The organism is Arthrobacter sp. 18067 (genome assembly GCF_902706295.1).
In the GTDB taxonomy this organism is placed as follows: domain Bacteria; phylum Actinomycetota; class Actinomycetes; order Actinomycetales; family Micrococcaceae; genus Arthrobacter.
In genome coordinates, this window is the sequence record NZ_CACSJJ010000024.1 from 38,463 (window position 1) to 51,283 (window position 12,821).

At 65.1% G+C, this 12,821-nt stretch carries 14 protein-coding genes; 12 read left to right on the top strand and 2 right to left on the bottom strand.

Annotated features, from left to right (window positions below; genetic code table 11):
• The first annotated feature begins 20 nt into the window (after positions 1-20).
• The 11 genes from GVL04_RS20575 to GVL04_RS20625 all read left to right on the top strand — a co-directional run bounded on the left by GVL04_RS20575 (position 21) and on the right by GVL04_RS20625 (position 10,563).
• The gene (locus GVL04_RS20575) at positions 21-935 is read left to right on the top strand and encodes a shikimate dehydrogenase (protein WP_159708000.1); all 915 of its coding nucleotides are present in this window, start codon (positions 21-23) and stop codon (positions 933-935) included.
• A complete protein-coding gene (locus tag GVL04_RS20580; protein WP_159708002.1) occupies positions 935-2,821 on the top strand; it encodes a bifunctional sugar phosphate isomerase/epimerase/4-hydroxyphenylpyruvate dioxygenase family protein in 1,887 nt (628 codons plus the stop codon). The genes GVL04_RS20575 and GVL04_RS20580 overlap by 1 nt, the downstream gene beginning before the upstream one ends.
• Before the next feature lie 55 nt (positions 2,822-2,876).
• Positions 2,877-3,746 (top strand): protocatechuate 3,4-dioxygenase subunit beta, encoded by an 870-nt coding sequence (gene pcaH / locus GVL04_RS20585; RefSeq protein WP_159708004.1) that lies wholly within the window; start codon positions 2,877-2,879, stop codon positions 3,744-3,746.
• Positions 3,747-3,750: 4 nt separating this feature from the next.
• The gene (pcaG, locus tag GVL04_RS20590; protein ID WP_159708006.1) at positions 3,751-4,371 is read left to right on the top strand and encodes a protocatechuate 3,4-dioxygenase subunit alpha; all 621 of its coding nucleotides are present in this window, start codon (positions 3,751-3,753) and stop codon (positions 4,369-4,371) included.
• On the top strand, positions 4,368-5,786 hold the full coding sequence (locus GVL04_RS20595) for a lyase family protein (protein ID WP_159708007.1): 1,419 nt from the start codon (positions 4,368-4,370) through the stop codon (positions 5,784-5,786). The genes pcaG and GVL04_RS20595 overlap by 4 nt, the downstream gene beginning before the upstream one ends.
• Positions 5,779-6,582, top strand: coding sequence for an alpha/beta fold hydrolase (locus GVL04_RS20600; RefSeq protein ID WP_159708008.1), 804 nt, complete (start codon positions 5,779-5,781; stop codon positions 6,580-6,582). Before GVL04_RS20595 ends, GVL04_RS20600 begins: the two co-directional genes overlap by 8 nt.
• The gene (gene pcaC / locus GVL04_RS20605) at positions 6,579-7,040 is read left to right on the top strand and encodes a 4-carboxymuconolactone decarboxylase (protein WP_159708009.1); all 462 of its coding nucleotides are present in this window, start codon (positions 6,579-6,581) and stop codon (positions 7,038-7,040) included. The genes GVL04_RS20600 and pcaC overlap by 4 nt, the downstream gene beginning before the upstream one ends.
• A 100-nt stretch (positions 7,041-7,140) precedes the next feature.
• Complete coding sequence (locus GVL04_RS20610) at positions 7,141-8,370, top strand: thiolase family protein (protein ID WP_159708010.1); 1,230 nt, start codon at positions 7,141-7,143, stop codon at positions 8,368-8,370.
• A 5-nt stretch (positions 8,371-8,375) separates the two neighbouring features.
• On the top strand, positions 8,376-9,062 hold the full coding sequence (locus tag GVL04_RS20615; protein ID WP_159708011.1) for a 3-oxoacid CoA-transferase subunit A: 687 nt from the start codon (positions 8,376-8,378) through the stop codon (positions 9,060-9,062).
• 2 nt (positions 9,063-9,064) lie between these two features.
• Positions 9,065-9,733: a 3-oxoacid CoA-transferase subunit B gene (locus GVL04_RS20620; RefSeq protein WP_159708012.1), complete on the top strand. Its 669-nt coding sequence runs from the start codon at positions 9,065-9,067 to the stop codon at positions 9,731-9,733.
• 26 nt (positions 9,734-9,759) lie between these two features.
• Positions 9,760-10,563, top strand: coding sequence for an IclR family transcriptional regulator C-terminal domain-containing protein (locus GVL04_RS20625; RefSeq protein ID WP_159708013.1), 804 nt, complete (start codon positions 9,760-9,762; stop codon positions 10,561-10,563).
• On the opposite strand, the gene GVL04_RS20630 is transcribed toward GVL04_RS20625, so the two are convergent.
• Positions 10,564-10,908 carry an iron chaperone gene (locus tag GVL04_RS20630; RefSeq protein WP_159708014.1) on the bottom strand — a complete coding sequence of 115 codons (345 nt, stop codon included), beginning with the start codon at positions 10,906-10,908 and terminating at the stop codon, positions 10,564-10,566.
• A gap of 45 nt (positions 10,909-10,953) precedes the next feature.
• On the opposite strand from GVL04_RS20630, the gene GVL04_RS20635 reads away from it, so the two are divergent.
• Positions 10,954-12,345, top strand: a complete 1,392-nt coding sequence (locus GVL04_RS20635) for a DUF2252 domain-containing protein (protein WP_159708015.1) — start codon at positions 10,954-10,956, stop codon at positions 12,343-12,345.
• A gap of 23 nt (positions 12,346-12,368) precedes the next feature.
• On the opposite strand, the gene GVL04_RS20640 is transcribed toward GVL04_RS20635, so the two are convergent.
• Complete coding sequence (locus GVL04_RS20640) at positions 12,369-12,767, bottom strand: RidA family protein (RefSeq protein ID WP_159708016.1); 399 nt, start codon at positions 12,765-12,767, stop codon at positions 12,369-12,371.
• Positions 12,768-12,821 lie beyond the last annotated feature (54 nt).

A 12,821-nucleotide genomic window follows, 5' to 3' on the forward strand; every position in this document is an offset into this window, starting at 1 on the left:
GAAGTCAAAGGAGCTTTAGGATGAGCAACCGAGCCGAGTCCGTTCTGGTGGGCCTCATAGGCGAAGGCGTCATGCCCTCGCTCACGCCGCCCATGCACGAACGCGAAGCCGATGTGCAGGGCCTTCGCTTGCTGTACCGCCCCATCGACCTGCTGGAACTCGCGTTGCCGGCCACCGCCGTCGGGGATCTCCTGACCGCAGCGCAGCGCATGGGATTCAACGGACTGAACATCACCCACCCGTGCAAGCAGTTGGTGCTTGAGCACCTTGATGAAATTTCCGACGACGCCCGTCGCCTGGGTGCCGTCAATACAGTCCTCATCCAGGACGGTCGGTTCATCGGCCACAACACAGACTTCTCCGGCTTCGGCGCTGCGCTCGCCACCGGACTGCCGGACGCGAAGCTGGACCGCGTGGTCCAGCTCGGTGCAGGCGGTGCCGGCTCCGCCGTTGCGTACGCGCTGCTCAAGGCCGGCGTCAGCGCGCTGGACCTCGTGGACATGGACCCGGCCCGCGCCGCCGAACGTGCGTCCGAACTCGCTGAGCTCTTCCCGGAAGCCACCGTCACGCCCCGGAGCACCAACGAGCTGAGCCAGATCATGCCCCTCGCCGACGGTCTGGTGCACTGCACTCCCATAGGCATGGCGGCCCACCCGGGCCTTCCCTTGGACATCGAACTGCTGGAACCGCGCCACTGGGTGGCCGACATCGTCTACCGCCCCATCGAAACGCAGCTGGTCCGCGAAGCACGCGCCAAGGGTTGCGACGTCCTCGACGGTGGTCGCATGGCAGTCGGCCAGGCGGCCGACGCGTTCCAGCTCATCACCGGACGCGAAGCCAACCGCGAACGGATGCGGGCACACTTCCTGGAGTTGATCGCAGTGGAAGATGCGGCTGCCGGATTGGTCCCCGAGCTGACGAAGGCGGCCCACTGATGCGCACCGGAATCGCCACGGTCTGCCTGTCCGGCACGCTGAAGGAGAAGATGCAGGCCTGCGCGATTGCGGGTTTCGACGGCATCGAGATCTTCGAGCAAGACCTCGTCACGTCGCCGCACAGCCCGGAGGAAGTCCGGAAAATGGCCGCGGATTTGGGCTTGGGCCTGGATCTTTACCAGCCGTTCCGCGATTTCGATGGCGTCACTCCGGACCTGCTTAAGGCCAACCTCAAGCGCGCCGAGGCCAAGTTCAACCTGATGGAACGCCTGGGCATGGACACCATCCTGGTCTGTTCCAACGTTGCCACGGCAACGATCGACGACGATGACCTCAGAGCCTCGCAGCTTGCTGAACTCGCCGAACTGGCGGGGGACCACGGCGTCAAGGTTGCCTACGAAGCCTTGGCCTGGGGCAAGTACGTCAACGACTACGAGCACGCCTACCGCCTGGTGGAGATGGTGGACCACCCCAACCTCGGCACGTGCCTGGACTCCTTCCACATCCTTTCCCGCGACTGGGACACGGCGCCGATCGAGCAGATCAACGCGGAGAAGATCTTCTTCGTCCAGGTCGCCGACGCCCCCAAGCTCTCCATGGACGTGCTGTCCTGGAGCCGCCACTACCGGGTGTTCCCGGGCGAAGGCCAGTTCGAGCTCGCCAAGTTCATGGGCCACGTGGTCCGCGCGGGCTACACAGGCCCGGTCTCCTTGGAAGTTTTCAACGATGTCTTCCGTCAGTCGGACACCGAGCGCACGGCCGTCGACGCCATGCGTTCCCTGATCTGGCTTGAAGAGCAGAGCGCCAAATGGCTCGCCAGCACCTCTGTGGAAGCCGGAACAGAAACCGCAGCCGGCAACGGAAGCGCGTCCCGCCGTCGTTATCCCATGGAACTGGCCACGCTGCCCAAGGTGAACGAACCCGCCGGCTTCAACTTCGCCGAGGTCAAGGCTGACGACACCGTGCAGCTTGAGAAATTGCTCGGCCAGCTCGGGTTCGGGTTCGAGGGCCGCCACCGCACCAAGGACGTCCAGCTGTGGACCATGGGCCAGGCCCGCGTGATCATCAACGAACAAGCGGCATCGCACGCGGAACCGGCTATCGCCGCCTTGGGGTTCGACGTCGATTCCCCCGTAATTGCCTCCGCTCGCGCCCAGCAACTCAAGGCGCCCGTGGTGGCCCGCAAAGTCCAGGCCGACGAGGAAGTCTTCCAAGGCATCTCAGCCCCGGACTCCACCGAGATCTTCCTCTGCCAGGGCAGCCCGGACGGCACCGCCGCGTGGACGCATGAGTTCGGCGAGGGCCTGGAACACTCCGCAGCACAACGGAACGCCGTCATCGACCACGTCAACCTTGCCCAGCCGTGGCAGCACTTCGACGAAGCTGTCCTCTTCTACACCAGCGCCTTGGCCTTGGAACCGCAGCCGTTCGCCGAGGTTCCAAGCCCCAGCGGACTGGTCCGCTCGCAGGTCATGGAGACCAGCAACGGTGCGGTCAGGCTGGTCCTGAACCTGGCGCCCGCCCAGCAAGCCCAGGAAACAGCCCGCAAAACGTACCAGGAACACATCGCCTTCGCCGTGGACGACCTCGTGGCTACGGCCCGGGCCGCGCGCGACCGTGGCCTTGAGTTCCTGCAGATTCCGGCCAACTATTACGAGGACCTGGACGCCCGGTTCGATCTTGAACCCGGCTTCCTGGGCACCCTCAAGGAGCTCAACCTCCTGTATGACCGGGACGCCAACGGCGAATTCCTCCACTTCTACACCGCCACCGTGGGCAGTGTGTTCTTCGAAATGGTGGAACGTCGGGGCAGCTATGACGGCTATGGGGCGCCCAACGCCCCGGTGCGCCACGCCGTCCAATACGACTCGCTCCATCGGGTGTAAATCCACCGCCCCGTGCAACAGAACCAGAGAATCCATCAACCGAAAGGAGCCGGCCGTGCCGCAAGAACAGACAGCACAGGCGCTCGAATCCGAGGAACTCGTGCCAGCCGCTGAGCCTCACGCCGCGCATGATTCCAAGAAAGTGGAAACCCAGGCGGATCTCAGCGCTGAGATCAAGGGCATCGGGGACCGCTACGCCGAGGCCCTGAAGAACGGCAAGGGTCCGGAGACCATGCCGCGCCTGGACTACTCGCCGTACCGCAGCAGCATCCTGCGCCACCCCACCAAGAGCCTGCACCACGCGGACCCGGAGACCATCGAGCTCTACTCGCCGGCATTCGGACACCAGGACGTGCACGCGCTGGAATCCGACCTGACCATCCAGCACAACGGGGAACCTCAGGGTGAGCGCATCATCGTCGCCGGCCGTGTCCTCGATGGCGACGGCCGCCCGGTGGCCGGTCAGCTCGTGGAGATCTGGCAGGCCAACGCATCGGGCCGCTACATCCACAAACGCGACCAGCACCCCGCGCCGCTGGACCCGAACTTCACCGGCGTCGGCCGTTGCATCACCGGCGATGACGGCTCGTACAGCTTCACCACCATCAAACCGGGCGCGTACCCGTGGAAGAACCACCTGAACGCCTGGCGCCCGGCGCACATCCACTTCTCCATGTTCGGTTCGGAGTTCACGCAGCGCATCGTCACCCAGATGTACTTCCCGGGCGACCAGCTCTTCCCCCTGGACCCCATCTACCAGTCCATCGTGGACCAGGACGCCCGTGACCGCCTGGTGGCGCAGTACGACCACGAGCTCACCAGCCCCGAATGGGCCCTCGGCTACAAGTGGGACATCATCCTGACAGGTTCCAAGCGGACCTGGACCGAAAACGAAGCATACGGCGACGCCGGGGACGAGGAGTAAGCGCATGAGCAAGCTGGCACCCACACCGGGCCAGACCGTAGGCCCCTTCTACGGCTACGCCCTTCCCTTTAACAAGGACAACGAACTCCTGGCACCGGGCAGCCCCGGAAGCATCCGCCTCCAGGGCACCGTGTACGACGGCGCCGGAAACACCATTCCGGACGCCATCCTCGAGATCTGGCAGCCGGACTCCGAGGGCAACATCGTCCAGCGCACCGGCTCCCTGGTCCGCGACGGCTATACGTTCACCGGTTGGGGCCGCGGCTCCGTTGGCAACTCCGGCGTGTACACCTTCACCACGGTCAACCCGGGCCCCACGGCGCCGGGAGCTGCGGCGTTCATCTCCGTGGCTGTGTTCGCCCGCGGCCTCATGAACCGCCTCTTCACCCGCGTGTACCTGCCGGAAAATGAGGAAGCACTGGCGAACGATCCCCTGCTGAGCTCCTTGGATCCCGAGCGGCGCAAGACGCTGATCGCACGCCGCGACGCCGATGGCGGCCTCACCTGGGACATCCGCTTGCAGGGCGGCGACGAAACTGTGTTCCTGGATTTCCAGCAAGACGGTTCGCTCGACAACAGCGTCGGCAACAACGCAGGCAACCCCGTAAGGGAAAACCAGGCATGACCGACGGCGACTTCGGCCTCCTTAGCCCCGTCTCGGCGTCGCCCGCTGTGGCGGCGCTGACGGGCGACCGTGCCGTGATCGCGGCAATTCTCGACGTCGAAGCCTCCTGGGCTGCCGTCCTCGAGGAGGTGGGGCTCGTTCCCGCCGGATCCGCCGCCGTGGTGGCCGAAGCCGCAGATGCCGGCTCATATGACGCAGCCGCCATTGCTGAACGCGCCCAAGGTGGCGCCAACCCGGTGATTCCCCTTCTCGGGGATCTCCGGGCCCGGGTGCAGTCCTTGGATTCTGCAGGAATCGCCGGCAAGGCAGTCCACACCTCGCTGACCAGCCAGGACGTCCTGGACTCCGCCCTCATGCTGCTCGCCAGCCGCACCATTGCTGCGCTGCTGGTTGACGTTAAGGGCACGACGACGGCGCTCGCTACCTTGGCGGAACAGCAAGCGGACACGCTGTGCGTGGGCAGGAGCCTGACGCAGCATGCGCTTCCGTACACCTTCGGACTCAAGGCTGCGCAGTGGTTCCATGGTGTGGCCGCTGCGGCAGCCCGGTTGGAGTCCCTGGAGTTGCCGGTGCAGTTTGGCGGAGCGGGCGGAACGCTGGCTTCGGCAACGAAGCTGACCGCTGGTTCTGCCTCCACACCCTTCGACTTGGCTGATGCATTGGCTGCACAACTGGGCCTTGCCCCAGCTGCCGCTCCCTGGCACACCAACCGCCTGGCGGTCACGGCCCTCGGCGATGGGCTCGCTGCCCTGATCGATTCCTTTGGCAAGATCGCCGCCGACCTCCTGTTCTTGAGCCGCCCGGAAGTTGCCGAGCTCGGCGAACCGCTGGCCGCCGGACGCGGAGTTTCCTCGGCCATGCCGCAGAAGCAGAACCCCGTGCTGTCAGTTCTGGTCCGCAGCGCAGCATTGCAGGCGCCCGGACTCGCATCGCAACTGCACCTCGCGGCGGCAACCTTCAACGACGAGCGACCCGACGGTGCCTGGCACAGCGAATGGCCGGCCCTGCGGCAGTTGCTCGCGTTGGCCCTGGGCGCGGCCGGGCACCTCCGCGAACTCGCAGAGGGCCTCCGTGTCTTCCCCGATGCGATGCGACGGAACCTGGAGATTTCGGGACCGCTGCTGCTCAGCGAAGGTGTGGCGGCCGCCGTCGCTCCACTCCTGGGCGAGGACGGAAAGCAGAAGTTGCAGGCCGTCGTCGACGAAACCCTGAAGGCGCCCGCTGCGGAACAGTCCCGCATCTACACCAAGCTGCTGCGCGAAACCGTCCCTGCGGACAAGCTCCCGGACGCCGAACTCGAAGCACTCCTGGACCCGGCAAGCTACCTTGGCGAAGCCCGGGAGATCAGCCGACGCATCCTCGTCGCGTACCCGCAATTCACCGGAACCTCAACGAAGGGAGCCACTCGTGGCTAAGCCAACTGTCAAGGCCGTGCTTCTCTCCCCGCAGTGCGAACTGGGAGCCAAACCGCTTCTGGTGGTGGGTCCGTCCCTGGGCACTTCCACCATTCTCTGGACCGAAACCGCTGCCCTCCTGGGTGACGATTACGACGTCATCGGCTGGGACCTCCCCGGCCACGGCATCTCGCCGACCACCACCGAAGGCTTCGATGTCGCGGAACTGGCGGACGCCGTCGTAGACCTCGTTGACTCCGTTAGCCCGGGCGCGAACTTCCACTACGCGGGCGTCTCGCTGGGCGGGGCCACCGGCCTGCAGCTCGGTATCAAGCACGGCGACCGCCTCCGCAGCTTGTCCGTCCAGTGCAGCGGCGCCAAGCTCGGCACCCCCGAAGGCTGGTTGGAGCGTGCGGAAACCGTCCGCAAACTGGGAACTCCCGTGATGATTCAAGGTTCCGCGGAGCGTTGGTTCGGCCCGGGGTTCATGGACCGCCAGCCTGAGAGCAGCAGCCGCCTCCTGCATGCCCTCCGCGATGCCGACCGCTTTGGTTACTCATTCTGCTGCGAAGCCCTTGCCGCCTTCGACGTCCGCGAGCAGCTCGGCAGCATCACCGTCCCCACGCAGGTGATCGCCGGCGTCGAGGATTCCGTCGCGCCGCCGTCGGTCGCTGAAGAGACGGCCGCAGGCATTCGGGCGGGCGGTGGATTCGCCGCGGTGGAAACGCTCGACGGCGTAGGTCACCTCGCCCCCGCAGAGGCACCGGCCGCTGTGGCAGGGCTGATGCGCACTTTCATGAAGGAGAACGGACGATGAGCACTGCTTCCGAAGACAACGGCGCAGGACGGAATGGTGCCGTGCAGGCGAGTGCCACCGCCCAGGACATTTACGACGCCGGCATGGTGGTCCGCCGCGAAGTGCTCGGCGACGCGCACGTGGATCGGGCCAACGCCGCCAAGGATTCCTTTACCGAGGACTACCAGGACATGATCACCAGGATCGCCTGGGGTGGCATCTGGACGCGGCCCGGCCTGAGCCGGCAGATGCGCTCCGCCGTCACCCTCACGGCACTGGTGGCGCACGGTCACTGGGAGGAGCTCGCCATGCACGTCCGGGCCGCCCTCAACAACGGCTTGAGCAGGGACGAAATCAAGGAAATCCTGCTGCAGACCGCTATCTATTGCAGTGTTCCGTCGGCCAACTCGGCCTTCAAGACGGCACAAAAAGTATTCGCCGACATCGACGCGGCTTCCCCCTCCAACGAACCCAACTAGCCCCCACCGCCACCCAACTGAGTAACAGCAAACGTCCCACTGAGGGCCCATAGCGACGTTTGCTGTTACTCAGTTGGGTAAAGAGAACGAAGGAAAACCCATGAACCAGGCTTTTGTGTACGACGCCGTGCGCACTCCCTTTGGTAAATTCGGCTCCGGCCTTGCCGCCGTCCGTCCCGATGACCTTGCCGCCCACGTGGTCCGCGAGTCCGTCAAGCGCGCTCCGGGCTTGGATGTTGAGCGGATCGACGAGGTGGTCTTCGGCAACGCCAACGGTGCCGGCGAGGAAAACCGCAACGTGGCCCGCATGGCCACCCTCCTGGCTGGCCTGCCCGTGTCCCTTCCGGGCACGACGGTTAACCGCCTGTGCGGCTCCTCCCTGGACGCTGCCATCATTGCCTCCCGCCAGATCAACGCCGGCGACGCCGACCTCATGCTCGTTGGTGGCGCCGAGTCCATGTCCCGTGCGCCGTGGGTGCTGCCGAAGACGTCCAAGCCATACCCGGCCGGTGACATGACCTTGGCGTCCACCACGCTCGGTTGGCGTTTGGTGAACCCGGCCATGAACAAGGACTGGACCATCTCCTTGGGCGAGGCCACCGAACGGCTGCGCGAAAAGTACGGGATCACCCGTGAACGGCAGGACCAGTTCGCTGCGGACTCGCACAACCTGGCCGATGCCGCGTGGAACGAAGGCTTCTACGATTCTTTGGTGACGGCGGTTCCGGGTACTGACCTGGTCCGTGATGAGGGCATCCGGGCGGGTTCTACGGCGGAGAAGCTGGGCGGACTCAAGACCGTTTTCCGGGCCGAGGCTGACGGGCCCGACGGCGGTACGGTCACCGCCGGGAACGCCTCACCATTGTCTGATGGTGCTTCAGCGGCGTGGATCGGTTCGGAGGCTGCTGCCGGGATGCTGGGCCTGGAGCCGTTGGCCCGCATCGCCGGCCGTGGCGCGCACGGCAACGATCCCCAGTTCTTCGGGTTCGCCCCGGTGGAGGCCGCGAACAAGGCCCTCGCGAAGGCGGGCATCGGCTGGGACCAGGTAGGCGCCGTCGAACTTAATGAAGCGTTCGCCGCGCAATCGCTGGCGTGCGTTGACGCCTGGGGGATTGACCCCGGAATCGTGAACCAGCACGGCGGTGCGATCGCGATGGGCCACCCGCTCGGCGCTTCCGGTACCCGCATCCTCGGTACGCTCGCCCGGTCCCTGCAGGCCTCCGGCCAGCGCTGGGGCGTAGCAGCGATCTGCATCGGCGTGGGCCAAGGCCTGGCCGTGGTGCTCGAAAACGTTACTGCCGCCCCGTCGGCACAACCAGTGAAGGGCTAAAGGTCATGTTGAATTTCATTGACACTGTCGGTGAGGCTGTCGCCGGCATCAAGGACGGTTCCACGGTGATGATCGGCGGGTTCGGCAACGCCGGGCAGCCGTTCGAACTGATCGACGCCCTCATGGACTGCGGCGCGAAGGACCTGACCGTGGTCAACAACAACGCCGGCCAGGGCGACCAAGGCCTCGCGCTGCTGATCAAGGAAGGCCGCGTCCGCAAGATGATCTGCTCCTTCCCGCGGCAGTCCGATTCCTGGCACTTTGACGCCAAGTTCCACGCCGGCGAGATCGAGCTGGAACTGGTCCCGCAGGGCAACCTTGCCGAACGCATCAGGGCCGCGGGCGCGGGTATTGGTGGGTTCTTCACCCCGACCGGCTACGGCACCACCCTGGCCGAGGGCAAGGAAACCCGCATTATCGATGGACGGGGCCAGGTGTTCGAGACCCCGATCCACGCCGATGTCGCCCTGATCAAGGCACTCAAGGCTGACGGCAACGGCAACCTTGTCTACCGCAAGACCGCCCGGAACTTCGGCCCCATCATGGCCGCCGCAGCCAAGCACACCATCGTGCAGGTCTCGGAGATCGTGCCCACCGGTTCCTTGGATCCGGAGAACGTGGTGACCCCCGGAATTTACGTCAACAGCGTGGTCCGCGTCGATTCTGCCGGAACAAAAGAGAAGGTGGCCTGATCATGAGCACCCAAACCAGCCTCAAGACCTCCGAAAAGCCGCTGGGCCGCGACGAACTCGCCCAATTGGTGGCCCGCGACATCGTCCCCGGCTCCTTCGTGAACCTGGGCATCGGCCAGCCGACGCTCGTGTCCAACTATCTCACCGAGGAACAGAACATCACGCTCCACACGGAGAACGGGATGCTCGGCATGGGCCCGGCCGCTGAGGGCGACGAGATCGACGGCGACCTTATAAACGCCGGCAAGATCCCCGTCACCGAGCTGCCCGGGGCCTCGTACTTCCACCACGCTGACTCGTTCGCGATCATGCGCGGCGGGCACCTGGATATCTGCGTGCTGGGTGCGTTCCAGGTATCCGCCACCGGCGATCTCGCCAACTGGCACACCGGCGCCCCGGACGCGATCCCGGCCGTCGGCGGTGCAATGGACCTCGCAACGGGCGCCAAGGACGTGTTCGTGATGATGACGCTCCTGACCCGCGAGGGTGTGTCCAAGCTCGTGGAGCAGTGCACCTACCCGCTGACCGGCGTCGGCTGCGTGACCCGCGTGTACACGGATAAAGCCGTGTTCCTCACCGGCCCCGACGGCGTCACAGTCCGCGAGACCTTCGGCTGCACCTTCGACGAGATCCAGGAACTCGTGCCCCTGCCCCTCAAGGCCGGAGCCTAGGTTACCGACCCCTAGGATTGGTAACCATGACCGACTCCGCAGTTACCCCGCAGGCCAGCGACCAGTACGTCCAGTCGCTTGCCCGCGGGCTTGCCGTCATCCGGGCGTTCGACGCGAACAACCCCGTGATGACACTTAGCGAAGTCGCTGCCCGCACAGACCTGACGCGCGCCACGGCCCGTCGGTTCCTGCACACCCTGGTTGAGCTGGGCTATGTCCGTACCGACGGCAAGACCTTCGCGCTCACGGCCAAGGTGTTGCAGCTCGGCTACTCGTACTTGTCGGCGTTGTCGTTGCCGCAGCTGGCCCAGCCGCATCTCGAGCAGCTCAGCTTGAAGTTGGGGGAGTCGACGTCGGCCGCGGTCCTCGACGGCCCGGACATCTTCTACGTGGCCCGCGTCGCCACGCGCCGGATCATGAACGTGGGCATCACGGTCGGCACCCGCTTCCCGGCGTATGCCACCTCCATGGGCCGAGTGCTGCTGGCCGGATTGCCGCAGGCCAAGCTGGAGGCTTACCTCACGACGGCGGAACTCGCCACGCTCACGCCGCGAACCGTGGCCAGCGTGCCCGACTTGAGGGCCGCCGTCGAACGTGTCCGTCAGCAGGGCTGGTGCCTGCTGGACCAGGAGCTCGAAATCGGGCTGATGTCCATCGCGGCGCCGGTGTGGAACCAGAACAATGGCGACAACGTCGCTGCCATCAACGTGTCCTTGCAGGCCCAGGCCGTCGCAGCGCAACCGGACGCGGAGAAGTACCTCGAGTCCGTGCGCCAGGAAGTGGTGGCCACCGCCAACGCGATCTCGCAGGACGTGTCGGCGAAGCACTAATTACTTCCGGATCGCTGCTAACCGCGTCTCCAGGATCCGGCGCACCAGGGAGTCCGGCACGGGATTGTCCGCACTAAACCGCAACGTCCCCGGTGACCATGAATAGCCGCCCAGCTCCTCCGACATTTCCGGCAGGATCTGCCCGCTGAACGGATACAGCGCCAGGTGTTTCTTGGTTTCGAGCACACTCAGGAATCCCTTGCCATCCACCAGCAGAGCGGGCATGCCGTAGCTGACGCCTTCTTCGGCATTGGGGGCCAACTCGCGTGCAATCCCAATAATCCGTTCCAGAATGACGCGGTTGCCCTCGCTGACGTTCTCCAAATATTCGGTGACGGTTCCCATAGGGACATGGTTCACCCAAGACGGGCCGAATGCCACACTTGGGGCATGAGCCCACTCGTCAGTGCTCGCTGGAGCCCGGCGGACCAAGACCGCGCCAAAGGGAAAGCTGCGCGGGAAACGCTGCCTCGGAGCGCCCAAGGGAGGTTCGCGGCACCGGCGCGGAACGTAGTGGGCATTCTTGCGGAACAACACGCTTCCCGGCTGGCTCATCTGGTTCCCGTACGCGTGGGGAGAATGCTGCAGACACCTTTCGCGTTCTACCGGGGAGCCGCGGCCGTCATGGCCGGCGATCTGTCCGGGGAGCAGACCTCCGGGCATCAGGTGGTCGCTTGCGGCGATGCCCATCTGGCCAACTTCGGCTTGTATGCGTCCCCGGAGCGGCGCTTGGTCTTCGACCTCAACGACTTTGACGAGGTCTTCCCGGCGCCGTGGGAATGGGACGTCAAGAGGCTCACGGCCAGTATTTGGCTAAGCGGGCGCAACAGCGGGCACTCCGAGGAGCAGTGCCGCACCGCCGCAGAAGCTGCGGCCCGGTCATACCGGCTGGCCATGCGGAGGTTGTTCGAGGGAACGGCCGCGGAAAGGTACTACTTCCAAGTCGATACAGACATCCTGTCGGCGACGATGGCGTCGGCAGGCATCCTGGACGAGGACATGAAGAAAGCCAAGCGACGCACCTCGGAGCAGGTCCTGGCGAAAATGACGGCTGAAACTGTCCACGGAGAGCCGAGGATCGTGGACCAGTGGCCGCTGGTCTACCACCCGGAAACAGCGACATTGGATCGCGTGAGCGCACTCTTTGACCTGTATCGAAGCTCCTTGCGGGCCGACACTGCCGTGCTGGTGAGCCAGTACCGCCTGGTGGACGTAGCGATCCGGGTGGTCGGCGTGGGAAGCGTGGGCACCCGGTGTTGGGTGGTGCTGATGCTGGGCCCCTCAGGGGAACCTTTGTTCCTGCAGGCCAAGGAAGTCCAACGTTCAGTACTGGAGAGCCATGGCGGATCCCGGCCGTCCTCCGACGTGATTCGATTGCTGACCAAGTTCGGCCAGGGATACCGTGCCGTGGCCGGCCAACGGATCATGCAGGCGCAGTCCGATCCGTTCCTGGGATGGGTGGGCAACACGGTGGAATCCGATGGCCAGCTGCGTGACTACTTCGTCCGCCAATTCCGTGACATGAAGGGTTCCTTCGCCGTGGATCAACTCGGCCCCGGGCCACTGGCCGACTACGCCCGCCTGTGCGGGGGAGTGCTCGCCCGCGCCCATTCCCAAACCCCCGGCAGCGCGTTTATCGCAGGCTACCTGGGCCGTTCGGACGTATTCGACAAGGCCATGGCGGGGTGGGCGAAGCACTACGCCGACCAGTCCGAGAAGGATCATGCGGAGTTGGAACGCGCAGTCCGGACAGGCCGCCTCGACGCTGAGAGCGGCATCTGACCCGACTGCGCGTTCCGGGAGGCTTAGCGCTCCGGGATCACAGCGATGCCCTGGATTTCGATCAGGGCTTCCTTCTGCCACAGCCGTGTGACGCCGATGCCGGCCATCGCGGGATACTGCGAGCCGGCCATGTCACGCCAGATGCGTCCGATTTCGCGGCCATTGGCCATGTAGTCGTCCACGTCCGTGAGGTAGATGGTCACGTTCACCAGGTCTTCGGGCTGTCCGCCGGCTTCGCGGAGGGTGGTGATGACGTTGGAAAACGCCTGCGTGAACTGCTCCACGATGCCGCCGGGAACGATGTTCATGTTCTTGTCCAAGGCCGTCTGCCCGCCCAGGAAAACAGTGTTTCCGGCAAGAATGCCGTGCGCGAAACCCGATGGCTTGGGCAGCGATTCCGGGTTGATCGTCTGGTGGCTCATGCTGTTCCTCCTCGTTGTGGCAACTGCAAAAACTTTTGGAAAGCCTCTGTGCAG